Below are 24,283 nucleotides of genomic sequence, written 5' to 3'. Positions count from 1 at the left end.
TCAACAATCCCAACGCGGAGTGGGCTGCCGGGCGCTCCGTCCGGCTCCTGGCACGATGTCCGGGTGCCGACGACCGCCGCCCGCCGCCGGGTCCTCCCGTTGCTGCTCGTCCTGCTGGTGGCCACCGTTGCCCTGAGCGGGTGCGCCCGGGTGCGCGCGGCGCTCGCCGTACAGCCCGACGACACCGTCACCGGCGAGATCATCATCGCGACCCCCGAGCAGGGTCCGGACGACCGCGGCCCGGCGATCACGGTCCCGCCGGACCTGGAGTCCGACGTGGACGTCTCGAGGTACCGGCAGGACGGCTACGCGGGCTCGGTGCTGCGCTTCTCCGGCCTGACCTTCGCGGAGGTGGGGCAGCTGACCGAAGCGGCGGGGCCGGCGGGCAGCGCCGTGCGGCTCGACCTGCTCCGGGCCGGGAACCGAGTGCACCTGACCGGTGCCGTCGACCTCACCACGGTGTCGGTGGACCGGGCCGACTTCCAGTTCAAGATCGGCTTCCCCGGGACCGTGCTGGACTCCAACGGCGAGGCCGACTCCAGTGAGGTGAGCTGGACGTTCACCCCTGGAGAGGTCGGCGACATGAACGCCGTGGTGGCCTACACCGACCCCAACGCGCCGTCGGTCGTGAACTGGACTCTCGGCCTGGGCGTGCTGGTGGCCGCCGCGGCGGCGGCCGTGGTGCTGCTGGCCCGCCGGACCCGCAATCCTCCGGTCAGCCCGCCGTCCCGCTGACGGCGCCCGGCGCGCCCGCCGTGACCGCGCGGCGCGCCCCCAGCCCCAGTTTCCGCACCAGCTCCACGGTGGCCGTGGACCGGTTGAGCGTGTAGAAGTGCAGCCCGCGCACGCCCTCCTCAAGCAGCCGGGCGCACATCTCGGCGGTGGCCTCCATCCCCGCGGCGCGGAACGCCGCGGGGTCGTCGGCGTAGGGCTCCAGCCGCTCCAGGAGCGCCGGGGGCAATGGGGCGCCCGACAGCTCCGGCCCGCGCCGCAGGGTGCGCACGGTGGTGAGCGGCATGATGCCCGGCAGCAGCGGCACGTCGCAGCCCACGGCGGCCATGCGGTCGCGGAGCCGCAGGAAGCCCTCCGGCTCCAGGAAGAGCTGGCTGATCGCGAAGTCGGCGCCCGCGCGGCACTTGGCGACGAGCCGCTCCAGGTCGGTGTCGAGGTCGGACGAGCGGGGGTGGCCGTACGGGAAGGCCGCGACGCCCACGCAGAAGTCGCCCAGCCTGCGCACCAGCCGCACCAGCTCGTCGGCGTAGGTGAGGCCCTCGGGGTGGGCGACCCACTCGCCGAGCGGGTCGCCGGGAGGGTCGCCACGCACGGCGAGCACGTTCGGGATGCCCGCCGCGGCGTAGGCCCCGATCACCTGCCTCAGCTCGGCCACCGAGTGCGACACGGCGGTCAGGTGCGCCATCGGGACGAGGGTGGTGTCGGTGGCGATCCGGGCCGTGGTGCGGATCGTCCGGTCCCGACTGGAACCGCCCGCGCCGTAGGTCACGGACACGAACGCGGGGTCGAGAGGCTCCAGCCGCCGGATGGCGCGCCACAGCTCCGCCTCGCCCGCCGAGTCCTTCGGCGGGAAGAACTCCACGGAGAAGACGGGCCGGTCGCCGCTGATGCGCTGGGTGACCTTCACGGGTGCAGCGTACGGGCGTCGGCCCGGAAGCTGGTCAGCGCGCCGGACTCCACGAGCGCGGTTACCCTCGCCCCGTGGCGCGCTCAACTGCTTCCCCGCCCATCCGTCCGGTCGCCGGGAGCCCATCGTGACCCGGGCCGGCGCGGTCCATGCCGCCCCCGACCCGTCCGAGGCCGGGGGCCGGGCGGACGACACCCGCCTCGGCCCGGCGATCGAGGCCGCACTGGCCTCGTTCCTACGGGCCCGCACCGCGGACGCGGCCGCGATCGATCCCGCGTTCGCCGACGCCACGGACGCGCTGGTGGCGTTCGTGCTGACCGGCGGCAAGCGGATCCGCCCGACGTTCGCGTGGTGGGGATGGCGCGGCGCCGGCGGCGAGGTCGGCTCACCGGAGGCGGTGGCGGTGATGCGCGCGATCAGCGCGCTCGAGCTCGTGCAGGCCTGCGCGCTCATCCACGACGACCTCATGGACGCCTCCGCCACCCGCCGCGGCCGCCCGACGGTGCACGTCGATTTCGCCCGCATGCACGCCGGCGCCGGGTGGCGGGGCATGCCCGCGCGGTTCGGCGCCGCCTCCGCCATCCTGCTCGGCGACCTCGCGCTGGCCTGGGCCGACGACATGCTGCACGCCGCCGGGCTCCCGCCCGCCGCGGTGCGCCGGGTCGCGGGTCCGTGGCGGGCCATGCGCACGGAGATGCTCGGCGGGCAGTACCTCGACGTCCTCACCCAGGCGACCGGCGACACCTCGACCAGGGCGGCCCTTCAGATCGACCGCTACAAGACCGCCGCCTACACCGTGGAGCGGCCGCTGCACGTCGGCGCGGCGATCGCGGACGCCCACCCTGAGCTCGTGGCGGCCTACCGCCGCTTCGGCGCCGACATCGGCGTCGCGTTCCAGCTGCGCGACGACCTGCTCGGCGTCTTCGGGGACCCGAAGATCACCGGCAAGCCGGCAGGTGACGACCTGCGCGAGGGGAAGCGCACGCTGCTGCTCGCCATCGCGGTCGAGCGGGCCGAGGAACGTGGGCGCGCGTCGGCGCGGGACGAGATCGACGCAGCCATCGGCAACCCGGACCTCGACGCCGCCGGCGTCGACCGGGTGCGGGACCTGCTGACCGACCTGGGCGCGGTGCAGGCGGTGGAGCAGCGGATCGCCGCGCTCACCGGCTCGGCGCTGGACGCGCTATCGGCCGCCGACATCGCGGAGCCCGCCGGGTCCCAGCTCGCGGAGCTGGCGATCGCGGCGACGCGGAGGAGGAGTTGACCCGAACGGTCCCAGGCCGCACCGACCATGTGGTCGTGGTCGGCGCCGGACTCGCCGGGCTCTCTGCGGCACTGCACCTGCTCGGCACCGGGCGTCGCGTCACGCTGCTCGAACGTGACGCGTACCCGGGCGGGCGGGCCGGGCGCCTCGATCTCGACACCGAGCGCGGCACGTACCGCGTGGACACCGGGCCGACCGTGCTGACGATGCCCGACCTGCTCGACGAGGCGTTCGCCGCCGTCGGGGAGAAGGCCGCCGACCGGCTCGACCTCGTGGAGCTGGACCCCGCCTACCAGGCCCACTTCGCCGACGGCTCCACCATGGACGTCCACACCGACGCGGCGGCGATGGAGCACGAGGTGCGCAGCGTGTGCGGGCCCGCGGCCGCCGCGGGCTACGTCCGGATGCGCGACTGGCTCACCCGCCTCTACCGCGCCGAGATCGACTCCTTCATCGGCGCGAACCTCGACTCGCCGCTGGCCCTGCTCGGCCCCGACCTCGCCCGGCTCGCCGCGCTGGGCGGCTTCGGCAGGCTCGGCCCGCGCGTGGCCCGGATGCTGCCCGACGAGCGGCTGCAGCGGATCTTCTCCTTCCAGGCGCTCTACGCCGGGGTGCCGCCGCACCGGGCGCTCGCCGCGTACGGCGTGATCGCCTACATGGACACGATCGGCGGGGTGTTCTTCCCCCGCGGAGGAATGCGGCAGGTCGGGCAGGCGCTCGCCGACGCCGCCACGGACGCCGGGGCGGAGATCCACTACGGCCGCGCCGCCACCGGTCTCGAACGCCGCGGCGGGCGCGTCACGGCCGTGCGGCACACCTCGGCCGGCGCGGCGGCAGCCGACGGGGGCGACACCGTCCGGCTCGAGTGCGACGCGGTGGTGCTCACCCCGGACCTGCCGATCGTGCACCGCCTGCTCGGGCGCGCCCCTCGCCGCGCCTTCCCGCTGCGATATTCGCCCAGCGCGGTCGTGCTGCACGCCGGCGTCGCGCGAGCCCGGCCCGAACTGGCGCACCACACGATCTCCTTCGGCGCGGCATGGCGGCGGACGTTCCGCGAGATCGTGGACGAGGGACGGTTGATGAGCGACCCGTCGCTGCTGGTCACCCGCCCCACCGCCACCGACCCGACGCTGGCACCCCCCGGGTCGGACCTGCTCTTCGTGCTCGCCCCCTGCCCGAACCTCGACCGCGGCCCGATCGACTGGGCCCGCGTCGGCCCGGCCTATCGGGACGAGCTGCTCGGCGTGCTGGAGTCCCGCGGCCACCCCGGCCTCGGCACCCTGACGGGTGATCTCGGCGACGTCGAGGTGTCCCGGCTCGTCACCCCGGCCGACTGGGCGGCGGAGGGGATGGCGGCGGGCACACCGTTCTCGGCCGCGCACACCGTCGCGCAGACCGGTCCGTTCCGGCCGCGCAACCTCGTGCGTGGCCTGTTGAACGCCGTGGTGGCGGGCTGCGGCACGACGCCGGGCGTCGGGATCCCGCCCGTGCTGATCTCCGGGCGGCTCGCGGCGGAGCGGATCACCGGCGCGTCCACGCGGGCGCGCAGGGTACCCGCCGCGCTCTGACTCGGGACATGCGAGCATGGATCGCGTCATGAAGCCACCACCTCCGGTCGACGGACCGGCGCTCCCCGACGCGGCGCCACGCGAAGCGGCAGCGGTGCGCGACTCCGCGCCCTCGCCCCGCGAAGCCGCCGCCGTCGCGGCAGCGCCGGACGGCAGGCCGCCTGCCCCCGCCCCCGCCCGGCGCTCGTGGCGGGCGCGTTTCGGCAGCCCGCCGCGCGGCCCGCTGCTGATGGGCCTCGCCGCGGCGGTCATGCTCGTGATCGGCGGCTTCGGCGCCGGTGGCGTGCTGGTGCGCGACCCTCTGCTCTCCAACTCGGCGCTCGGCTTCTGGCGCTACGGCCACGGCCGCGAGCTCGCCACCATCCTGATCTACACCGGCGTGGCGCTCATGGCGTGGGCATGGGTCCGGCTGGGCCGGGAGGTGCTCGCGCACCGGGTAGGCGGCCGGGGCGTGCTCACCACGGCGGCCGTCTGGATGCTGCCGATGCTCGCAGCGCCCCCACTCTTCACCCGGGACATCTTCAGCTACCTCGCGCAGGGCGGGCTGCCGCTCGCGGGCTTCGACCCGTACGCGGTGGGGCCGGAGGCCCTGCCCGGCATCTTCGCCGACAACGTCCACTACTTCTGGCAGGACACCCCCGCCCCGTACGGGCCGCTGTTCATCCTGGTCGCCAAGGCGGTGGCCTGGCTGACCGGCGAGAACATCATCCTCGGCGTCATCCTGATGCGGCTGGCGCTGCTGCCGGGCCTGCTGCTCCTGGTCTGGGCGCTCCCGGAGCTGACGCGCCGGCTGGGCGGGCGGGTGCCCGTCGCGCTCTGGATCGCGGTCGCCAACCCCATGATGGTCGTCCACATGGTCGGCGGCGGCCACAACGACCTGCTGGTCGTCGGGCTGCTCGCCGCGGGGGCGCTGGTGGCGTTGCGCGGGTTCAACGCGGGCGGCATCGCGCTCGTCACGATGGGGATGGCAGTGAAGGCGAGCGCAGCGGTTGCGCTGCCGTTCCTCGTCCTGGTGTGGGCGGCCCAGATGTCGGGCTCGCGCCGCGTCCGCATCGCAAAGGCCACCGCGGCCGGCGTCGGCGTCTTCGCGGTGGTCTTCGCCGCGTGCACCCTCGCGGCGGGCGTGAGCCTCGGCTGGCTGCCCGCGCTGAGCGCGCCGTCGATGATCGTCAACTGGATGTCGATCCCCACGGCGGTGGGCGAGCTGACGCACACGCTGGTCAGCATCCTCGCGAACGTGCCCAAGCAGCCGTTCATCAACGTCACGAGGGTGATCGGGGGGGCGCTGCTGCTGTGGATCGCCGCCCGCCAGTGGCTGGCAGCGCGCGACGGCGGGCCCGACGCCGTGCGCCGCGCCGGGATCGTGCTGCTCGCCGTGGCGGTGCTCTCCCCCGCCACGCTCCCCTGGTACCTGAGCTGGGGCATGGCGCTGCTCGCGATGACGGCGTGGACGCGCCGTGGCCTCGCGATCATCGTGTTCGCGTCGCTGATGCTCCTGATCGCCTACTACCCCAACGGCGAGGACGCCCTCTACAACTGGGGCTACCTGGCCCTGTGCGCCGTGGTGGCCGCGCTCGCCGCGGTCTCGCTCCTGCGGCCCGACCCGCTCCGGCTCGCCGCGGGGGCGCGCAGCCGCCGCGACCGCGGGCCCGCCCCCGAGCAGGTGCCCGCACCGGAACCCGCCTCCAGTTCCGCCGGTGCGGATCACGGCACCGGCTGAGCTCGACGCCGCCGGGATCACCGACCCGGCGCTGCGGGCCGCGTACACCACCTGCCGCGAGCTGAACGCGCGTCACGGCCGCACGTACTTTCTCGCGACCCGGCTCCTGCCACGCGAGCGCCGCCCCGCCGTGCACGCACTGTACGGCTTCGCCCGCTACGCCGACGAGATCGTCGACGACCTCGGCGACGGCCGCCCCGTCGTGGAAAAGGCAGCCCGGCTCGACGCGCTGGCCCTGGAGCTCGACAGGGCCCTCGACGGGGCCCTCGACAGGGCGGTCCCCGGCGGCGCCATGGGTCACCCCGTGCTCGCCGCGCTCGCCGACACCGCGCGCCGCTACGACATCGACACGCGGTACTTCCGCGACTTCCTGGTGTCCATGCGGATGGACACCACCGTCACCGACTACGCCACGTTCGAGGACCTGGCCGTCTACGTGCACGGCTCTGCGGCCGTGATCGGGCTGCAGATGTTGCCGGTGCTGGGCACCACCGTGCCCCGCGCCGACGCCGAACCCGCCGCCGCCGCGCTCGGCGAGGCCTTCCAGATCACGAACTTCCTGCGCGACGTCGGCGAAGACCTCGACCGGGGCCGGGTCTACCTGCCCGCCGCCGAGCTGGCCGCGTTCGGCGTGGACCGCCAGCTGCTCACGTGGTGCCGCCGCACGCGCAGGCCCGACCCGCGGGTGCGGCGGGCGCTCGCGCACCTCGTGGCCCACACCCGGGCGATCTACCGGCGAGCGGCTCCCGGCGTCGGGATGCTCGAACCGGCCTCCCGCGCGTGCGTCAGCTGCGCCTTCGCGCTCTACCGCGGGATCCTCGACGAGATCGAGGCGGCCGACCACCACGTCCTGCACCGCAGGGTGACGGTGCCGGCCCGCAGACGCGCCGCGGTGGCCCTCCCCTGCCTCGCCCGCGCCATCGTGGCCCGCACCCGCGGCTGACGCACAGCACAACTCGCGCGCACCCAGACCCCGACTCGCGTACACCCAGGCCCCGACTCGCGGAGAGTCCCGCGAGTCGGGGTGTGAGTGCGGGCGAGTCGGGGTGTGAGTGCGGGCGAGTTGCTGTCAGAAGGCCATGGCCTGGGCGCGGCGTTTGACCTCTCGGTGTCTTCCCGCGCGCAACGAGGCGACCGGGGTGCCCGGTAGCGACTCGTCCTCCTCGAAGAGCCAGCGCAGGATGTCGGGGTCGGAGTATCCGCCGTCGCGCAGCACGGTGATCGTGCCGGGCAGGCCCTTGACGACGGCGCCGTCGTCGTCGAGGAAGTCCGCGGGGACGACGACCTCGCCGTCGCGCCGCAACGACAGCAGCTGCCCGTCCTTCACGAGCTGGTGCACCCGCGAGACGGGCTGGTTGAGAATCTTGGCGATTTCCGCGACGGGCAGGGTCGCCACGTCCTCGGAGAGCCAGAACACCTCGTTCACGGGGCGATACGATGCCACACGCGCGGCACGTCCGGCAGCATCAGTTGAGGGCGGTACCGTCGTCGCGTGAACGCCCCGCCTGCCGCGCTGCTCGACGCGCGATACCAGGTCGGGCCCGTACTCGCCCGCGGCGGGATGTCAACCGTGTATCGCGGTACCGATATCCGGCTCGACCGGCCCGTCGCCATCAAGGTGATGGAGCCGCGGCTGGCCGCCGACCCCGCGTTCCGGGCGCGGTTCGAGCGTGAAGCCCGCTCCGCCGCCCGCATCGACCACCCCGCCGTCGTCGGCGTGCACGACCAGGGTGAGCACTTCGGCCACGGCAGCGACGGGCCGGTGCTGTTCCTCGTGATGGAACTGGTGGAGGGCGGCACGCTCCGCGACGTCCTGCGGGCCCGCGGGGCGCTCGGCGTGCCGGCGGCGTTCGCGGTGATGGAACAGGTGCTCGCCGGGCTCGCCGAGGCCCACCGGCTCGGCCTCGTGCACCGCGACGTCAAGCCGGAGAACGTGCTGATCAGCCGCGCCGGCGAGGTGAAGGTCGCCGACTTCGGGCTGGTCACGGCGGCGGCGCAGGCGGGCGCGAGCCACGCCGGGATGATCATGGGCACAGTCGCGTACCTCTCCCCCGAGCAGGTCGCCACCGGGCAGGCCGACCAGCGCAGCGACGTGTACGCGGCGGGTGTGCTGTTCTACGAGCTGCTCACCGGCGCCCCGCCCTACACGGGCGACACGGCGCTCTCGGTGGCCTACCGGCACGTGAACTCCGACGTCCCGGCGCCGTCGCTGATCGCCGGGGACGTCCCGCCGGAGCTCGACGACCTCGTGCGGCGCGCCACCCGCCGTGACCCGGCCGCCCGCCCCCTCGACGCCGCCGCGATGCTCGCCGAGCTGCGGCGCGTCGCGGCCCGGCTGGAGGTGCCGAGGGTCCTCCCGCCGGTGCCGCCGCCGCGCCCGATCGAGGAGCAGGACACGATTCCCGCGGGCCCCCGCCGCGTGGACGCAGGCACCGGCACCCACCGGATCGGCGCGCCCGTGCCTGCGGCGTCCGGGCCGGGCGGCACCCGCACGATGCCGCGCCCGCCCACCGACGGCCCCGGCGGCGCGAACCACCATCCCACGGTGGCCGGGCACGAGCCGCCCCCGCACCTGCGCGCCCGCAGGCGCAGCCGCCGCGTCTTCGCCGCCTGGATTGCGATCGTCCTCGTGCTGGCGCTGATCGTCGGCCTCACGGCCTGGTGGCTCGGCGTCGGCCGGTGGACCGCGATGCCGGCGGTGATCGGGCTGGAGCAGACCACCGCCCAGCAGCTCGTCAACCAGGCCGACCTCGTCGTCCGCCTCACCGAGGCCCACGACGACGGCGTCGCAGCCGGGCTCGTCGCGAACAGCGACCCGGCGCCGGAGGCGCGGCTTCTGCGCGGCAGCGTCGTCGAGCTGCGTGTGTCGGCCGGTCGCCCCACCGTGCCCGCCGTGGCTCCGGGCACCGCAATTGCCGCCGCCGAACAGGCCTTACGCGACGCCCGGCTCACGCCCGTGCAGGCGACGGACGCCAACGAGTACAGCTCCACCGTGCCTGCCGGCGCCGTCATCCGCACCGCGCCGGACGAGGGGGAGGCGCTGCCGATCGGCGCGCCGGTCACGCTGGTGGTCAGCCGCGGCGTCCAGCCGGAGCCGGAGCGCGTACGGGTGCCGCTGGTGATCGGCGAACGCTACGAGAAGGCCTCCGACGCCCTCGACGAAGTCGGGCTCGACGCCGAGGAGAACAGCAGCGGCTTCCCTTTCCGCCGGGAGAACGGCGTGGTGATCGGCCAGGATCCAGGCCCCGGCTCGCTGGTGGACCCAGGCACCACGATCACCCTCGACACGATCTAAGGACCGTTGGGGCCTCAGCCGCGCAGCATCTCCGCCACGAGGAACGCCAGCTCCAGCGACTGCTGTGTGTTGAGCCGCGGGTCGCAGGCCGTCTCGTAGCGGCCTGCGAGGTCGGCGTCGGAGATCTCCTGCGCTCCGCCGAGGCACTCCGTGACGTCCTCGCCGGTCACCTCGACGTGGATGCCGCCGGGGTGGGTGCCCAGGGCGTGGTGCACCTCGAAGAACCCCTGCACCTCGTCGACGATGCGGTCGAAGTGGCGGGTCTTGTAGCCGGTGGTGGACTCGTGGGTGTTGCCGTGCATCGGGTCGCACTGCCAGATGACCTTGTGCCCGGACGCCTCCACCTTCTCCACGATCCCCGGGAGCACATCGCGGACCCGCCCGTTGCCCATCCTGCTGACGAGCGTGAGCCGGCCGGGGGTCTTGCGGGGGTCGAGCCGCTCGACGTACTCGACGGCCTGCTCCGGGGTGGTGGTCGGGCCGATCTTCAGCCCGATCGGGTTGGACAGCAGCTCCGCGAACGCGATGTGCGCGCCGTCGAGCTGGCGGGTGCGCTCCCCGATCCAGAGGAAGTGCGCGGACAGGTCGTAGAGCCGGGGCTCCGGCCTGCTGGTGTCGAGCCGAAGCAGCGCACGTTCGTAGTCGATCAGGAGCGCCTCGTGGCTCGCGTAGAACTCCACGCTGTGCAGGTTGTGGTCGTCCACGCCGCAGGCGTCCATGAAGCGGAGGGCGCGCTCGATCTCCGAGGCGATGTGCTCGAACCGCTCGCCGGCGGGCGAGGTGCGCACGAAGTCCTTGTTCCAGTCGTGCACCATCGTCAGGTCGGCCATGCCGGTGGCGGTCAGCGCACGCACAAGGTTCATCGCGGCGCTCGCGTTGGCGTACGCACGCACCATGCGCGACGGGTCCGGCACCCGGGCGGCGGGGGTGGCCACCAGCGAGTTGACGATGTCGCCGCGGTAGGAGGGCAGACCGAGCGCGTCGGCCGGGGAGCTGCGCGGCTTCGCGTACTGCCCGGCGATCCGCCCGATCTTCACGACGGGCAGCGACGCGCCGTACGTCAGCACGATCGCCATCTGCAGCAGAGTGCGGATGGTGGCGCGGATGTGCGGCTCGGTGTTGTCGATGAACGTCTCAGCGCAGTCGCCGCCCTGCAGCAGGAACGCCTCGCCACGGGCGACGGACGCCAGGCGCTCCCCCAGCCGGTCGACCTCCGGCGGCAGGGTCACCGGCGGGACGCTCTCCAGCACGGTGCGGACGTGGGCGACGTGCTCGGCGTCGGGCCAGTCGGGCTGCTGCGCCGCCGGGCGGCCCAGGGCGTCGTCGAGGCGGGCCCGGAGGTCCGCGGGCAGCGGGGGCAGCTCGGGCAGCACTTCGACCGGTGCGTCGACGGTCCAGTTCACGAGGACCAAGACTAAGCGTTCCCCGGCGCGGCGGGGTGCGGGCCCGGGTTGCCGTCACCGGACCGGGCCCCGGACCCGCCCGATGAGCCGAACGGATGCCGCGATCACCCGAACGGCCCGATCCACAACGGACGATCGCGGGAACTCCCCCGGTATGGCAACTCTGTTGTGGATCCTCGCGGTTGTACTGGTCGTCGCCGGGGTGCTCGCGATCCTGCGCAGGCAGGTGATCTGGGGCATCGTGCTCATCATCGTCGGGCTGCTCGTCGGCCCCGGCGGCGTGAGCATCTTCACCTGACGGATGCGGTGGCCTCCCGCACTCAGCGGGCGGCCACCGCCGACTCGATGGCCTCCCACCGCCGCAGGTTCAGCCGGGCGTCGGCCAGCGCGTCGTGCGCGTCGGGAGTGGGCGACGGCAGCGGCGGGCGTCCGGCGTCCTCCCAGCGCTGTCTGAGCTCCCGTGTGAACCTCGGGAGCGCTCTGGGCAGCGCGGGCATCGCCCCCCACAGCTGGCACAGCGCCACGTGGTCGTACGCCGCGATCCACGCCCACAGCTCTACCTCGCCTGGTGCCGAGGTCAGGAACTTGAGCATGTCGGCGCGCAGCCGCTCCCGCGAACGCCACGCGGGGTCGGCGGGCGACGGCAGTTTCGGCAGCACGTTGGCCCGCACCCACGGCCCTGCCCGCTCCGGGTCGAACTCCGTGGAGACGGCGTAGAACTCGCGGCCGTCCTCCCCGACCACACCGATCGACACCAGGTCGATCGTCGTCCCGTCCTCGATGAACTCGCAGTCGTAGAAGAACCGCACCTCGCGAGGTTAGTTGACGCTGTGGAGCCCCGAACTCGCGCGGGCGCTACGGCCCCGGCGTCGTGGTCTGCGCAGGCGTCGTGGCGGGGGCGGTGGTGATCGGCGGGGTGCAGCCGCGCGGCACGTTCGGCCGCACGCAGGTCTGGGGCTGGCTGAAGGGCTGCTCGGCCGTGGTGGTCGCCGCGGTAGTCACGGGCGCCGGCGGAGGCGGCGGGGGCGGCGGCACGGCTGGGGGCGGCGGCACGACCGGCGGGACGACCGGCGCAGGAACCGCCGTTGTGGCAACAGGGGCGCGCACCGCCCGGGGTCGCGTGGTCGGCGGCGCAGGCGCTTCCGCCGTGGGTGCGGGTTCCACCGGGGTGGGCGGCGGTGTCGTCTGCGGCACCGTCGGGATGTTCGCCAGGCTCGGGGCGGCGGCCTGCGACCTGTCACCCGGGCCGCTCAGGGACCCGGCCCACGCGGACGTCGCCGCGACGACCAGCACCGCCACCAGGGCGAACCCCGACCACGTCGCCACGATGGCGAGCGTGCTCCGGCGCTTCGGGGGCGGTGGTGGCGGGGAGACCGCGGGGAGCACGGATGTCGGGAGGTCGTCCAGCCGGACGACGGAGGTCGGGAGTGCGTCGACGCTCACGTGTGAGGTCGGGAGCTCTCCTCCCGCTACGGCCGTCGTCGGGATGTCGACAGCGCCGACGTACGAGGTGGGCGAGTCATCGGATGGGGAATCGTTCCGTCTGACCACAAGTGACCATCGCTCCACCGGGACGTTGTATTACACAGTGCAACTGACATGATCACCGGGGGTTGGTAATCAGCTGGCGCGGGTGCCCGGCAACCGGCTGGCGTCGTGGTCGTCGTCACCCTCGGTTGGGATCGGCGCCTCGGCTTCGGGCTTTCGCGCCGCCTCGCCATTGTCCTTGCTCTTGCCTTTGCTCTTGCCCTTGGCCGCCTCCAGAGCGGCGGCCCGCTCCTTCACCGACGCCGCGTACATGTCGACGTAGGTCTGGCCGGTGAGCTCCATGAGCGCGTACATGATCTCGTCGGTCATCGACCGCTCGATGAACCGGTCGCCCGACATGCCCGCGTAGCGGGAGAAGTCGAGCGCCTCGCCGATCTTGATGTGCACCTTGCGCGGCCGCCACATCCGCGAGCCGATCGGGTTGACCTTGTCCGTGCCGATCATCGCCACCGGGATCACGGGGACGCCGGCCTCGAGCGTCATCCTCGCCACACCGGTCTTGCCCTTGTAGAGCCGCCCGTCGGGCGAGCGGGTGCCCTCGGGGTAGATGCCGAGCAGCTTCTCCTCGCGCAGCAGCCGCACGGCCGTGTCCATCGCGGCCTGGGCCGCGGACCCACCGGAGCGGTCGATGGGCACCTGGCCGACACCGGTGAAGAAGGTCTTCTTGATCCAGCCGACGAACCCGGGCTGCGTGAAGTACTCGCGTTTGGCGAGGAACGTGATGCGCCGCGGCACGAGCAGCGGCAGGAAGAACGAGTCGACGACCGCGAGGTGGTTGCTCGCGAGGATCGCGCCGCCCCGCTGCGGGACGTGCTCCAGCCCCTCGATCGTGGGCCGGCACAGCAGCCGGAGCAATGGACCGAGGAGAACGAACTTGGACCACCAGTACAGCACCTTGGCGCGCCCCCTCCGGCTCGACGGGCGACAGCCTACGGACGGCGCCGTCCCGGCGACAACGGGCCGTCTCCTCATCGCCGTTCCCGCGTGCCAGGATGGACCTCGCCGGGGTGCTTCCCCGCTCCACGGCGACGCGTCCGCCGGAGGGAGGAAGCCGCCGCGTGAACCGCGATCCCGATGAGCGCCCCCAGCCCGACGGAGCGGCTCCCGACGAGTTCGACGCGATCGTGTCCGTCTGGCGCCGCGAGGGCCAGGTGCCCGAGTGGCCCGACGAAGCCGACCACGACGGCGAGTCGTTCAAGGCGACCCCGGCTGCCCCGACTCCCGCGCCCGCCGAGCGACCGCCGGACCCTGCGCCGGTCGACCCTGCGCCGGTCGACCCTGCGCCGGTCGACCCAGCGCCGGTCGACCCAGCGCCCGTCCACCCAGCGCCGGTCGACCCAGCCGCGGTCGGCCCAGCCCCGGTCGACCCCGCCCCGGTTGACCCAGCCCCGGTCGACCCAGCCCCGGTCGACGACGAGCACTTCGTCCCGCCGGAGCCGCCCCCGCTGCCCCGCCTCGGCCCGCCCGCGTTCGTCGGGCTCGGCCTGATCGCGCTGGGCCTGGTGCTCCTGGTCGTGCCCGGCTGGATCGTCGCCGAGCCCTACGGCCTGCCGCTCGGCCTCGTGTGCCTGGCGTCCGGGCTGGGGTGGCTCGTGCTGCGCCTGTGGCCCGGCCCAGACTCTCGCAGCGACGAGGACGACGATGACGACGGTGCGGTGATCTGACACCGGTTCCGGCCGGAAGGGCGGCAGGCCGCCGTCAGCAACCGGCCAGCTGCTCCCTCGCCAGCTGCGCCGCCCCGACGACCGCCGCCGCCTCGCCCAGCTGGGCCGTGCGGATGCGGGCGAGCGGGCGGCGCCCGGCGCCGGTCACGGCGGCCGCGTAGTGCTCGCGCGCCTCGTCGAGGAACAATGGCGCCGACACCGAGACGCCACCGCCGATGACCACAAGTTCGGGGTCGAACACGTCGGCGACCAGCGCGAGGCCCTCCCCCAGCCACCGGGCCAGGTCCTCCATCGCTGCGCAGGCCACCGGGTCGCCGTCGCGGGCAGCGGCCGCCACCCGCTGCCCCGTCACGCGGCCGGGGTCGCCCGCCACGAGCCTGCGGAGCACCGGTGATCGGCCGGGGTCGCGCGACAGCATCTCGACGGCGGTGGTGGCGAGTGCCGTGCCGCTGCAGTAGCGCTCCCAGCAGCCGTTCTTGCCGCACGCGCACGGCCGCCCGTCCGGCACGACGCGCAGGTGCCCCAGCTCCGGGGCCACCCCGAACGCGCCCCGGTAGAGCCGGCCGTCGAGCAGGAGCGCGGAGCCGATCCCGGTGCCGAGAGCCACGAACACGACGACGCTCGCCCCGGACGCGGCCCCGAAGTGCCGCTCCGCGAGCGCAGCGGCGTTGGCGTCGTGCTCGACGACGACGGGGAGCCCGATCCGCTCGGCCATCCGGTCGGCCACCGGCGAGTCCCGCCAGGCCAGGTGCGGCGCGAACCGCACGCCCCGCCGGTCGGGGGTGATGAACCCGGCGAGCGCCAGCCCGACGGCCCGCACCGGGTGCCGCGCGGCCAGCTCCCGGACGACGGCGGCGAGCGCGGCCTCCAGCGCCGCCTCGCCCCGGGGTGTGGGCGTGCGGGCGGTGTCGTGGACGTTCCCTTCGACGTCGACCACTCCCGCGCGCACGCTCGTGCCCCCCACGTCGACGCCGATGGTCAGCACCGGCGAACCTCGCTCGCAGGCTCGCTCATCGCACTCCCTCGCTGCGCTCGGTCAGCGCTGCGCGCGGGCGCTGTGCCCATGATTCGCTCGCAGGCTCGCTCACGGGTCCCGCGCCCGCTCGACCCTGATGTGCTGCACCCGCCGCCCTGCGGGCGGCGCGTTCTCGTTGGACGGTTCCGCCGGGGCGGGCGCGCCCTCGCCCTCCTCCAGCGCCGCCCGCAGCACCGCCAGCAGCCCGGCGGCCTGCTCCGCCAGCCGCGCCGCGAGCTCAGGCCGCTCACCGCGAAGCGCGGAGATCACCGCGCACACCGGGCACACCGCGCAGCTCGGCGCGGGTCCCGCGACGTGCGGCGGCGCGGCCTCGTCACGCATCCGGTCGAGCACCGGACCGATCCGGTCGATCGCGGTGAGCGCGAGCGCGCGCAGCTCGTCGCTCAGCCCGGCGTGGCCGCCGCAGGAGGTCTCCCACGCCGACCCCGGGGCCGTCACCGGAGCCACACGGCGGGGTCGGGGGCGAACGCCACGCACAGGTCGTCGCCGTTGAGGTGGGCGCCGGTCACGGTGCACCGGCGCAGCACCGACGGCAGCGCCACCATCCGGCGGGTACCACTGGCGGTGACGGCCAGGTCGTCGTCCACGCGCGTCAGGTCCAGTGGCCCGTCCGCCGCCCCGGGCAGCCGCATGACCAGCTCGAACGCCGAGTCCACCGACGCGCCGCTGCCTGCGGTGCGGCGGACCCGCAGGAGCGGACCCGCCGGGGCGGCCACGGGCGCCGCGGGGTCGGCGTCGCCGTAGAGCGACCGCGCGATCTCGAGCAGCGCGGGCACGCCCGTGGGCTCGGCCGCCGTGTGTGCGGCGGTGCGCAGCGGCACCGGCAGCCCGGAGAGCTCGCCGAGCACGACCTGCTGCTCGTCGTGCCGCTCGCGGAGCCAGCGCGCGGCGGGCCCGCGCAGGGACGGCGGCGGACCCGGCAGCACGCGGTTGGCCACCAGCCCGTCGACGGCGAGCCCGTGGAGCGCGAGCGCGGTGAGCGTGCGGCGGGTCTCGGCTGCCACGACCCGCTCCGGCGTGAGCACCAGCCGGATCGAGGTGGTGGTGTGGTCGGCGAGCATGCCCCGCAGGCCGCGCAGCTGCTCGGCCAGGCCGTCGAGCGCGTCGACGGTACGGTCCCACGCCGGCCGCGCCTCCCGGCCGGCGCCCGAGAGGTTGGTGATCAGCCCGCGCACGGCCCGGCGGTGGGCGGGGAAGAGCCGCTCCAGGTACCCCGAGATCGCTTCCGGCAGCCCGAGAAGCCGCAGCGTCTCCGCGGTGGGTCCGCAGTCGACGACCACGACTTCCCACGGCCCGGTCTGGGCCGCCCGGCGCACCTCACCGAGCGCGAGCAGCTCCTCCACGCCGGGCAGCACGGTCAGCTCGTCGGCCACGAGCTCGTCGACGCCCGCCCCGGCCAGGAGCGTGCGCAGGTGCCCGCGCAGCCGGCCCCAGGAGTCGTCGACGAGGGCGCGCGTGTCGATGTGGGCGGCGAAGAGGCCCTTGTCCAGCTCGGTCGGCGCACCGAAGAGCTCGGCGTCGAGCGCGTCGCCGAGCGAGTGTGCGGGATCCGTCGAGACGACCAGCACCTTGCGCCCGGAGCGCGCCAGCAAGGCGGCGGTGGCCGCGGCGAGGGTGGTCTTCCCTACGCCCCCCTTGCCGGTGAACAGGACGACGCGCACGTCGGGGAGGGTAGCCGCGGAATCAGGCCACGCCGCCCACTGGGGCCGTCAGGGGGCGCTCTCGACCCGACGCTTCAGCCCTTTGAGCGCGGTATCGATGATCACCTTCTCGGCCTTGCGGCGGAGCATGCCGATCATCGGGATGTTCAGGTCGACGGCGAGCGAGTAGGTCACGGTGGTCTCCGCGTCGCTGCCGACGAGCGTGTACGAGCCGTTCTGCCGCTTCTGCATCTGGCCCTTCACGAGCGTCCAGCTCACCGAGCGGCCGTCAGGTGCCCAGGTGTAGTCGAGCGTGTAGGAGTCCTTGATCGGACCGGCGTCCATCGTGAACTTCACACGCTCGGCCCGGCCACCGTCGTCGCTGCTCAGCACCTCGATGGTCTTGACCTGCTCGGCCCACTCGGGATAGGCCGGGAAGTCGGCGATCACCGCCATCACCCGCTCCGGTGGGGCGGCGATGACGATCGAGGAGGTCGTAGCGTCGGCCATGCGGGGCACGTTACCGCTGCGTCATCGGCGGGCCGTGCGACGACCCGTCACCACCGCAGGACGTACGGCGTGCCGGTGCGGCGGAAGTGCCCGACGTTGACGCACTCGGTGCGGCCGACCCGCACCCGCGGGGCGACGGGCTGGTGCACGTGCCCGAACAGCGCCGCCCGCGGCCGGTCGCGGCGCACGACGTCCAGGAGCGCGTGCGAGGACGCCTCGGCCCGGCGGGTGACGACGTCGAAGGCGAGCTCCGGCACCGCGGGCGGCACGTGGCTGCACAGCACGTCGACGCGGTCGAGGGCGTGGGCCGCGGTGGTGTACTCGTCAGCGGGCAGCAGGTGCGGTGTCCACGGGCCGCTGTGGCGCGGCGCGAGGCCCGGCGGGAGCGGTGCGCCGCCGATGAACCCGAAGCGCAGCCCGCCGATCGTCACCACTCTCCCGTCCGGCAGCGTGAGGCCGGGTCGGGCGTAGTCCGGCCACAGCCGCGCGAGGTCGACGTTGCCGGGGATCGCGTAGGTCGGCGCGGTGACGGCGGCGAAGAGCTTGTCGTACTGCTCCCGCACGGCCTCCTCGACGACGGCGGGCGCGTCGTCCACCCTGGCCCACGCCTCGCGCACGTAGGAGATGAGCGCGTCGCGGTCGCCCGCGGTGCGCAGCCGGGCGAACTGGCTGCTGACCTCCGAGCCGAGCACGCGGCCGAGGATCCCGCCCGCCGGGTCGCGGTAGTCGACGAAGTCGACGAGGTCGCCCAGCACCACCAGCGCATCGGCACCTTCGCCCGCCCGCGCCAGCGCCTCGACGGCGCCGTGCACGTCCGACACCACGTGAACGCGCATGGCGATGAACCTACGCGGAGTCCGGCGCAGGCGGCTCTCCCGGCTCCCGCCCGGCCTCCAGACGCTGCTTGCAGGCGAAGGCGATCGCCTTGGCCGCGCGCTGGCGCCTGCCGACCTCCGCGGCTGCCGCGCGGGGCGGCGCGGGCCGCGGCGAGTTGTCGGGGCCGGCCGGGTCGGCGCGCAGGTAGTAGTGGAGCAGCGTGCCGTCGAGCACGGGCTCGAGCCACACCTCCATGCTCCCGACGAGCGCCCCCTGCACGGTCCACCGCGTGCCCTGGGTGCCGCGGTCGGTCATCACCTCGAGCTGCAGGTCGGGCCAGAACCGCGGCCACCGTGAGGGGTCGGCGAACTCGGCCGCCACCACCTCCGGCGGCACGGCGAGGAAGGTCTCGTCCACCACATCCACCGACGGCACGACGTCCAGCCTGCCGGATCGGACGAATCCGGCGCCGTTCGGGCCTGCCGGGTTACCTACTCGCCAGGTAAGTTGCGCGGGAAATAGCCAGTGCCGGCCAGGAGGTCCACGACGTGCGCGAGTACAGCGTCCCCGCATCCTTCCGCGTCGGCGAGGACGAGAACCTCGTCGACGCGATCTACGACAACGCCGCGCAGGACGGTTCAGCGCTCGCATTCCGCCGCCGGGGCGCCGACGGCTCGTGGTCCGATGTGTCCGCCGCGCAGTTCGCCGGCGAGGTCACCGCGGTGGCACAGGGGCTCATCGCCGCCGGCGTCGGCGTGGGCGACCGGGTCGCGCTGCTGTCGCACACGCGGTACGAGTGGACGCTGATCGACTACGCGATCATCGCCGTCGGCGGCGTCACGGTGCCCATCTACGAGACATCGTCGGCCGAGCAGATCAACTGGATCCTCACCGACTCGCGCGCGGTCGCGATCGTCGTCGAGACGGCCGAGCACAAGGGCCTGGTCGACGGTGTCGCGGCCGACCTCACCGAGCTGAAGCACGTCTGGCAGATCGAGCCGGAGACCGGAAACCCCGGGTCCCGCGGCGCCGTCGCCGAACTGGTGAAGCTCGGCGCCGCCGTCCCCGCCGACGAGGTGCACGCCCGGCGGCGGGCGGTCGGGGCGGACCACCTGGCCAGCCTCATCTACACCTCCGGCACGACCGGTCGCCCGAAGGGGTGCGAGCTCACCCACAACAACCTGGTGAGCGAGGTGAAGGCGGCGCAGCAGGTGTTCCCCGAGCTGCTCACCACGGGCGGTTCGGTGTTGCTGTTCCTCCCGCTCGCGCACGTGTTCGGCAAGGTCATCCAGTGCGGCGCCATCGGCACGCGCAGCGTCATCGGGCACACGTCGAACGTGTCGAACCTGCTGCCCGACCTGGCGTCGTTCCGCCCCACGTTCCTGCTCGCCGTCCCGCGGGTGTTCGAGAAGGTCTACAACGGCGCGCGGCAGCGCGCGCACGACGGCGGCAAGGGCAAGATCTTCGACGCCGCGACCGACACCGCCATCGCCTGGAGCCGCGCCAAGGACACCGGCGGGCCGAGCCTCGCGCTCCGGCTCAAGCACGCCCTGTTCGACCGGCTCGTCTACGGGAAGCTGCGGGCGGCCGTCGGCGGCAGCGTGGTGGCCGCGGTCTCCGGCAGCGCGCCGCTCGGCGAGCGGCTCGGCCACTTCTTCCGCGGCGTCGGGCTGCCCATCCTGGAGGGCTATGGGCTCACCGAGACCACCGCGGGTGTCACCGTCAACGCACTGGAGGCCCAGCGCGTCGGCTCGGTCGGGCGGCCGATGCCCGGCACCGCCGTCCGCATTGCCGACGATGGCGAGATCCTGATCAAGGGCCCGACCGTGCTGCGCCGCTACTGGGAGAACGAATCGGCCACCGCCGAGGCGGTGGAGGACGGCTGGTTCCGCACCGGCGACATCGGCGAGCTGGACGACTCCGGCTTCCTGACGATCACCGGGCGCAAGAAGGAGATCCTGGTGACGGCGGGCGGCAAGAACGTCGCTCCCGCGGTGCTGGAGGACCGGTTGCGGGCGCACCCGCTGGTCAGCCAGTGCATGGTGGTGGGCGACGGGCAGCCGTTCATCGCGGCGCTGGTCACGATCGACGCCGAGGCGCTGGTCGGGTGGCTGGAGCGGGGCGGCAAGCCGAGGGCGGACGTCGCCGACCTGGTCGACGACCCTGACTTGCGCACCGAGATCGCGGGCGCCGTGGACGACGCGAACAAGGCCGTGTCCCGGGCCGAGCAGATCCGCGAGTTCCGCATCCTGCCGGTTGACTTCACCGAGGCCGGCGGCGAGCTCACGCCCACGATGAAGGTGAAGCGCGCGGTCGTCGCGAAGACCTTCGCCGACGACATCGCCGGGATCTACAGCAAGACCAAGACGCCGGCCTGACGCGGGCGGCGCCGGTTCACGGCGTCGCGGGGAGGGGCGCCCCGGCGAGCAGCGCGCGCAGGCGCGCCACGCGGCCGGGCCACGCCCACTCCCCCTGCATCCACTCCCGGCCCGCCGCGCCCAGCTGCCTGGCGCGGTCGGGGTCGGCGAGCAGACCGGCGACGGTGGTGGCCAGGGCGGGTATGTCGCGACCTTCGACCACGTGCCCGGTGCGGCCCTCCTGCACGGTCTCCGGCGCGCCTCCGGACTCGCCCGCCACCACCGGAAGCCCGCACGCGGCGGCCTCCAGCAGCACGATCCCGAGCCCCTCGACGTCCAGGCCGCGGCCCCGGGTGCGGCACGGCAGCGCGAAAACGTCCCCGACGGCGTGGTGGGCCGGCATCTCGGCGGCGGGTACGGACCCGGTGAACACGACGTGGTCGGCCACACCCACCTGCGCCGCGAGCCGGCGCAGCCGGCCCCCGTCCGGGCCGTCGCCGACCAGCAGCAGCCGGGCGCCCGGCACCCGGTCACGCACGAGCGGCAGGGCGCGGACCAGGGCGTCCTGCCCCTTGCGCGCCACCAGCCGGGAGACGCAGACGACGAGCGGGACCGCTCCCAGCCCGTACCTGCTCCGCAGCCGCGCGCGCGCGGCGGGGTCGGGGCGGTAGCGCTCGGCGTCGATGCCGGCCGGGAGCACCTCCAGGGCCGCCAGCGGGCCGAACGCGCCGGCGACCCGGCCACGGGTGTAGCGGGAGATCGTGGTGAGCGCGTCCGCGTCGGAGCCGATGCGCCGCAGCGCCTGCCGGGCGCCCGGCAGCATCGACCAGCCGACCTCGTGCCCGTGGGTGCTCCCGACCACCCGCTCGATCCCGGCGTGGCGGCGCAAGTGCGGACCGAGCAGGGCCAGCGGGGCCGCCGCACCGAACCAGACGGTGGTCGCGCGGTGCTCGCGCGCCAGCCGCACCGCCCGCTCCGCCACCGCCGGGACCGGCAGCATCAGCGACGTCGGGTGCCGGTGAACGGGGTGGGCGAACGCCGCGTCGAACTCGGCCGCCCCCGGCCACGCAGGCGCGTAGACGGCCAGCTCCCCGGCCGGGATCCGCTCGGCGAAGGCTTGCAGGTAGGTCTGGATGCCGCCGGCGCGGGGCGGGAAGTCGTTCGTGACGAGCAGCGTGCGGGGCACGGGCGGACGGTACTGGGCCGAGCCTGGTCGGCGTCATGGCACACGGCCCGGAGGATCCGGAGGGGGCGATCGGGCGGCGGCCGGTCACCCCGGCCGGCCGCCGCCCGTTCCCGGGGAGCGGACGAGGTCTAGAGGCGGCGGGCGCCGCTGAACGCGCTGGTGTTAACGGTGCTGTACTTGACGACGTCACCGGTCTGCGGGGAGTTGATCATCTTCCCGCCGCCGACGTAGATGCCCACGTGGCTGACCGGCCGGTAGTAGAACACCAGGTCGCCGGGTTGCAGGTTGGCGTAGGACACGGCGCTTCCCACCCTCGCCTGCTGGCTGCTCGACCGCGGGAGGGTGACGCCCGCCTGCTTGAACGCCCACGACGTGAGGCCGGAGCAGTCGTAGCTGCCGGGGCCGGTGGCGCCCCACCTGTAGGGCTTGCCCAGCTGCGTCTGCGCGGCCCGCACCGCCTCGACACCGGCGCCGGTTCCGAGGATCGGTCCGCTCGGTCCGGACTCGACCGGGCCGTTGCGCGTGCGGCGCTGCTGGGGCGTGAGGCGCTCGAGGAGGCGCTCGGCATCGGCGATGCGGATCTCGGCGTCGCGCTTGCGGGCGGAGACGTCCTGCTCGGCCTTCGCGGCCTCGTCGGCGGCGGCCTGCGCGCGGGCCACGGCGGCGTCCGCCTCGGCCTGCGCTCGCGCGGTCTGGTCGACGACGGCGACGAGCTGGTCGAGCGCCTCCCGGTAGTCCGCGGCGATCGTCTCGAGCGCGGACATCTGGTCGAGGAACTCCTGCGGCGACCCGCTCGCGAGCAGCGCGTTGAACTGGTCGAGGTTGCCGCTCTCGAACGTCGACATCGCCACGGCGTCGACCTGCTGGCGGTACTGCTCCTCGTTGGTCTTGGCCACGTCGACGGCGGCGCGGGCGGGCTCGACGGCTGCCTGCAGCGTGGTGAGCTCCGACTTCCGGGCGTCGAGGGCGTCGGTGGCGGCGTGCCACTCCTCCGTGAGGGCCTCGGCCTCGTGGTTCACCTGCTCCAGCTGCTTGGCGGCGTCCGCGGCGTTGGTCGGGGGCGGCGGCGGCTGGGCGGTGTCCGAGGGTGGGGCGGTGTCCGCGGGTGGGGCGCTGTCCGCGGGTGGGGCGCTGTCCGCGGGTGGGGCGCTGTCCGCGGGTGGGGGCGGGGCCGGCTCCTGGGCGGCAGCGGGCGCGAACCCGCCCAGCAGCGCGAGCAGCACGGCGAGCACGACGGCGCCCGTCGAGGGCGCGAACATCCGGGCCAGCGTCCGGCGGCGCGCAGATCGGGGGGCTGCAGCGCTTCTTGCCGTAACGCGGGAACCGGACGACACACGCAGAGGGGACTCCACGCGACCGGATCTCCTCTCACCACTCCGCGCATTACCCGATCGGGGATGGGGGAGCGCGATCGGAGTAGTGCGCGGCAACCCTGCGTCGCCACTCGCGGTCGAATGGCTGACGTGCCACAAGGTCTCGCGGAGATTACGGAGCGGGAGGGGCGTGGTCCAGCAGGGGGTCCCCCGGACGTGACATCGGTGAACGGTCACTCACATGACCCACCCGACATTTCTGCCGAGTTCCGAAACGCCGTGATATCACCCAGCGTCACGGACGTTACGCGCATCGTCAACATCGGATGTCGCTCGGCGCGTCGGTGCGGCCACCAGCCGCAATCTGGGAACAAGGCCTTGATCGGCGAGAACATCGATCGCTCGCCGTTCCGGTGCGTCGAGCTGCACGATGGGCGCGCCGGACGGCGTATCCGACGGGCGGCCCACGGGCTCGTCGCCCACCTGCACCGGCGCGGGCGCTCCCAGCAGGACGCCGATCACGCAATCGCCGCACGCGTTGCCGCGAACCTCGCAGCTCTCACAGTCGATGATCATTTCTGCTCCTCGGGCCGCCGGCGGGCCGGGTGACCGCGCCGATGCCAGGGACGTTAGGAGCAGCCACCGACAGTTCCGGACGACCCTTCCCCGAACGGATGAGCCCGGGGCCCAAGGGGGGTCCTGTTCAGGGCGCTCCTAGCCGCGCACGAGCTTGGCGATCAGCACCGCGGACGGCACGGCGTGCGCCCCGCTCGTGCGCACCGACTGCACGACCGCCCGGTCCGACGTCGCCACCACGACCGGGCGGCCCTGTGGCTCGGCCGCCACGAGGTCGCGGATCACGTCGTCGGCGAGCACGCCGGGGTCGCTGAAGAGCACCCGAACCCCGCGTGAGCCCCGCGGCGGCGCCGTGACGACACCCGCGCCGTCAAAGACGACGGTGACCTCCACCCCCGTGCGGGCGGCGAGCGCCCCGAGCTGGCTGACCAGCCGCGTGCGCTGGTCAGCCAGTGTCAGATCGGGATATCCCGTCTTGCTGACGTTGTACCCGTCGACCACCAGGTGCAGCGACGGCACCGCGAGCAGGGCCTCCAGTGCGGAGACCCCGTCCACGGCCGAGCCGCTGCGGGCGGCGCTGGCCCCGGCGACCAGGTCCCCGGGGCGCGGGCCGCCGCCGCCGAGCGCCAGCTCCCGGCGCAGCCCCGTGACGGCGCCGCCGAGGGTGTCGATGAGCAGCGACAGGCGCACCTCGTCGGCCTTGCGGGCCTCGCGGGCGGCCTGCCGGGCGGCGGCCACCTCGGCGGCC

The 24,283-nt window shown here is 74.2% G+C and carries 25 protein-coding genes; 9 read left to right on the top strand and 16 right to left on the bottom strand.

Annotated features, from left to right (window positions below):
* The first annotated feature begins 63 nt into the window (after window positions 1–63).
* Window positions 64–735, top strand: a complete 672-nt coding sequence (locus ABD143_RS28640; protein ID WP_343984554.1) for an LppM family (lipo)protein — start codon at window positions 64–66, stop codon at window positions 733–735.
* Here ABD143_RS28640 and metF read toward each other — a convergent pair.
* Window positions 716–1,639 carry a methylenetetrahydrofolate reductase [NAD(P)H] gene (metF, locus tag ABD143_RS28635; RefSeq protein ID WP_343984553.1) on the bottom strand — a complete coding sequence of 308 codons (924 nt, stop codon included), beginning with the start codon at window positions 1,637–1,639 and terminating at the stop codon, window positions 716–718. The two genes, ABD143_RS28640 and metF, sit on opposite strands and share 20 nt — an antisense overlap.
* A 124-nt stretch (window positions 1,640–1,763) precedes the next feature.
* Here metF and ABD143_RS28630 point away from each other — a divergent pair, with 124 nt between their 5' ends.
* From ABD143_RS28630 to ABD143_RS28615, 4 genes are read left to right on the top strand one after another with little or no spacing between them, the layout of a single operon-like run.
* A complete protein-coding gene (locus ABD143_RS28630; RefSeq protein WP_379659711.1) occupies window positions 1,764–2,903 on the top strand; it encodes a polyprenyl synthetase family protein in 1,140 nt (379 codons plus the stop codon).
* Window positions 2,900–4,471, top strand: coding sequence for a phytoene desaturase family protein (gene crtI, locus ABD143_RS28625; protein WP_343984552.1), 1,572 nt, complete (start codon window positions 2,900–2,902; stop codon window positions 4,469–4,471). The genes ABD143_RS28630 and crtI overlap by 4 nt, the downstream gene beginning before the upstream one ends.
* 28 nt (window positions 4,472–4,499) lie before the next feature.
* The gene (mptB, locus tag ABD143_RS28620; RefSeq protein ID WP_343984551.1) at window positions 4,500–6,191 is read left to right on the top strand and encodes a polyprenol phosphomannose-dependent alpha 1,6 mannosyltransferase MptB; all 1,692 of its coding nucleotides are present in this window, start codon (window positions 4,500–4,502) and stop codon (window positions 6,189–6,191) included.
* On the top strand, window positions 6,175–7,134 hold the full coding sequence (locus tag ABD143_RS28615) for a phytoene/squalene synthase family protein (RefSeq protein WP_343984566.1): 960 nt from the start codon (window positions 6,175–6,177) through the stop codon (window positions 7,132–7,134). Before mptB ends, ABD143_RS28615 begins: the two co-directional genes overlap by 17 nt.
* A gap of 126 nt (window positions 7,135–7,260) precedes the next feature.
* Here ABD143_RS28615 and ABD143_RS28610 read toward each other — a convergent pair whose 3' ends face one another.
* Window positions 7,261–7,617, bottom strand: coding sequence for an Rv2175c family DNA-binding protein (locus ABD143_RS28610; RefSeq protein ID WP_343984550.1), 357 nt, complete (start codon window positions 7,615–7,617; stop codon window positions 7,261–7,263).
* A gap of 66 nt (window positions 7,618–7,683) precedes the next feature.
* On the opposite strand from ABD143_RS28610, the gene pknB reads away from it, so the two are divergent.
* Window positions 7,684–9,486, top strand: a complete 1,803-nt coding sequence (gene pknB, locus ABD143_RS28605) for a Stk1 family PASTA domain-containing Ser/Thr kinase (RefSeq protein ID WP_343984549.1) — start codon at window positions 7,684–7,686, stop codon at window positions 9,484–9,486.
* Window positions 9,487–9,500: 14 nt separating this feature from the next.
* On the opposite strand, the gene ABD143_RS28600 is transcribed toward pknB, so the two are convergent.
* Entirely contained in the window at window positions 9,501–10,889 is a 1,389-nt protein-coding gene (locus ABD143_RS28600; protein WP_343984548.1) for a class II 3-deoxy-7-phosphoheptulonate synthase, read from the bottom strand.
* A gap of 154 nt (window positions 10,890–11,043) precedes the next feature.
* Between ABD143_RS28600 and ABD143_RS28595 the strand changes: the two genes are divergently transcribed.
* A complete protein-coding gene (locus tag ABD143_RS28595) occupies window positions 11,044–11,187 on the top strand; it encodes a GPGG-motif small membrane protein (RefSeq protein ID WP_343984547.1) in 144 nt (47 codons plus the stop codon).
* Window positions 11,188–11,209: 22 nt separating this feature from the next.
* Here the strand turns inward: ABD143_RS28595 and ABD143_RS28590 are convergent, their stop codons facing one another.
* The 3 genes from ABD143_RS28590 to ABD143_RS28580 all read right to left on the bottom strand — a co-directional run bounded on the left by ABD143_RS28590 (window position 11,210) and on the right by ABD143_RS28580 (window position 13,331).
* Window positions 11,210–11,698 carry a polyadenylate-specific 3'-exoribonuclease AS gene (locus ABD143_RS28590; RefSeq protein ID WP_343984546.1) on the bottom strand — a complete coding sequence of 163 codons (489 nt, stop codon included), beginning with the start codon at window positions 11,696–11,698 and terminating at the stop codon, window positions 11,210–11,212.
* 46 nt (window positions 11,699–11,744) lie between these two features.
* Window positions 11,745–12,332 carry a hypothetical protein gene (locus ABD143_RS28585; protein ID WP_343984545.1) on the bottom strand — a complete coding sequence of 196 codons (588 nt, stop codon included), beginning with the start codon at window positions 12,330–12,332 and terminating at the stop codon, window positions 11,745–11,747.
* A gap of 177 nt (window positions 12,333–12,509) precedes the next feature.
* A complete protein-coding gene (locus ABD143_RS28580; protein WP_343984544.1) occupies window positions 12,510–13,331 on the bottom strand; it encodes a lysophospholipid acyltransferase family protein in 822 nt (273 codons plus the stop codon).
* Window positions 13,332–13,495: 164 nt separating this feature from the next.
* On the opposite strand from ABD143_RS28580, the gene ABD143_RS28575 reads away from it, so the two are divergent.
* Window positions 13,496–14,101, top strand: coding sequence for a hypothetical protein (locus tag ABD143_RS28575; protein WP_343984543.1), 606 nt, complete (start codon window positions 13,496–13,498; stop codon window positions 14,099–14,101).
* A gap of 34 nt (window positions 14,102–14,135) precedes the next feature.
* On the opposite strand, the gene ABD143_RS28570 is transcribed toward ABD143_RS28575, so the two are convergent.
* From ABD143_RS28570 to ABD143_RS28545, 6 genes are all read right to left on the bottom strand, one after another.
* Window positions 14,136–15,086, bottom strand: a complete 951-nt coding sequence (locus ABD143_RS28570) for an ROK family glucokinase (protein ID WP_343984542.1) — start codon at window positions 15,084–15,086, stop codon at window positions 14,136–14,138.
* A 99-nt stretch (window positions 15,087–15,185) separates the two neighbouring features.
* Entirely contained in the window at window positions 15,186–15,575 is a 390-nt protein-coding gene (locus tag ABD143_RS28565) for a hypothetical protein (RefSeq protein ID WP_343984541.1), read from the bottom strand.
* Window positions 15,572–16,798, bottom strand: coding sequence for an ArsA family ATPase (locus ABD143_RS28560; RefSeq protein WP_343984540.1), 1,227 nt, complete (start codon window positions 16,796–16,798; stop codon window positions 15,572–15,574). Before ABD143_RS28560 ends, ABD143_RS28565 begins: the two co-directional genes overlap by 4 nt.
* A 48-nt stretch (window positions 16,799–16,846) precedes the next feature.
* Window positions 16,847–17,287, bottom strand: a complete 441-nt coding sequence (locus ABD143_RS28555; protein WP_343984539.1) for an SRPBCC family protein — start codon at window positions 17,285–17,287, stop codon at window positions 16,847–16,849.
* A gap of 47 nt (window positions 17,288–17,334) precedes the next feature.
* On the bottom strand, window positions 17,335–18,123 hold the full coding sequence (locus tag ABD143_RS28550) for a metallophosphoesterase family protein (RefSeq protein WP_343984538.1): 789 nt from the start codon (window positions 18,121–18,123) through the stop codon (window positions 17,335–17,337).
* Between the two features lie 10 nt (window positions 18,124–18,133).
* Window positions 18,134–18,547 carry a polyketide cyclase / dehydrase and lipid transport gene (locus tag ABD143_RS28545; RefSeq protein ID WP_343984565.1) on the bottom strand — a complete coding sequence of 138 codons (414 nt, stop codon included), beginning with the start codon at window positions 18,545–18,547 and terminating at the stop codon, window positions 18,134–18,136.
* Between the two features lie 104 nt (window positions 18,548–18,651).
* Between ABD143_RS28545 and ABD143_RS28540 the strand changes: the two genes are divergently transcribed.
* Window positions 18,652–20,481 carry an AMP-dependent synthetase/ligase gene (locus tag ABD143_RS28540; RefSeq protein ID WP_343984537.1) on the top strand — a complete coding sequence of 610 codons (1,830 nt, stop codon included), beginning with the start codon at window positions 18,652–18,654 and terminating at the stop codon, window positions 20,479–20,481.
* Window positions 20,482–20,497: 16 nt separating this feature from the next.
* On the opposite strand, the gene ABD143_RS28535 is transcribed toward ABD143_RS28540, so the two are convergent.
* The 4 genes from ABD143_RS28535 to ABD143_RS28520 all read right to left on the bottom strand — a co-directional run.
* Window positions 20,498–21,646 (bottom strand): glycosyltransferase family 4 protein, encoded by a 1,149-nt coding sequence (locus tag ABD143_RS28535; RefSeq protein ID WP_343984536.1) that lies wholly within the window; start codon window positions 21,644–21,646, stop codon window positions 20,498–20,500.
* A gap of 128 nt (window positions 21,647–21,774) precedes the next feature.
* The gene (locus ABD143_RS28530; RefSeq protein ID WP_343984535.1) at window positions 21,775–22,905 is read right to left on the bottom strand and encodes an NlpC/P60 family protein; all 1,131 of its coding nucleotides are present in this window, start codon (window positions 22,903–22,905) and stop codon (window positions 21,775–21,777) included.
* 339 nt (window positions 22,906–23,244) lie between these two features.
* Window positions 23,245–23,535, bottom strand: coding sequence for a hypothetical protein (locus ABD143_RS28525; protein WP_343984534.1), 291 nt, complete (start codon window positions 23,533–23,535; stop codon window positions 23,245–23,247).
* A gap of 138 nt (window positions 23,536–23,673) precedes the next feature.
* Window positions 23,674–24,283, bottom strand: a 610-nt coding sequence (locus ABD143_RS28520; protein ID WP_343984533.1) for an NYN domain-containing protein, incomplete at its 5' end; no start/stop codon positions are given.

Source organism: Pseudonocardia aurantiaca (genome assembly GCF_039526725.1).
GTDB lineage: Bacteria > Actinomycetota > Actinomycetes > Mycobacteriales > Pseudonocardiaceae > Pseudonocardia > Pseudonocardia aurantiaca.
Note: the sequence above shows the minus strand (reverse complement) of the source record. Positions and strands in the feature narration are given on the sequence as shown.

Excerpts from the sequence above, each read along its gene's own strand:
- mptB (WP_343984551.1), top strand. The coding sequence starts at position 4,500 with ATGAAGCCACCACCTCCGGTCGACGGACCGGCGCTCCCCGACGCGGCG.
- ABD143_RS28595 (WP_343984547.1), top strand. The coding sequence starts at position 11,044 with ATGGCAACTCTGTTGTGGATCCTCGCGGTTGTACTGGTCGTCGCCGGG.
- ABD143_RS28555 (WP_343984539.1), bottom strand. The coding sequence starts at position 17,287 with ATGGCCGACGCTACGACCTCCTCGATCGTCATCGCCGCCCCACCGGAG.
- ABD143_RS28550 (WP_343984538.1), bottom strand. The coding sequence starts at position 18,123 with ATGCGCGTTCACGTGGTGTCGGACGTGCACGGCGCCGTCGAGGCGCTG.
- ABD143_RS28530 (WP_343984535.1), bottom strand. The coding sequence starts at position 22,905 with ATGTTCGCGCCCTCGACGGGCGCCGTCGTGCTCGCCGTGCTGCTCGCG.
- ABD143_RS28525 (WP_343984534.1), bottom strand. The coding sequence starts at position 23,535 with ATGATCATCGACTGTGAGAGCTGCGAGGTTCGCGGCAACGCGTGCGGC.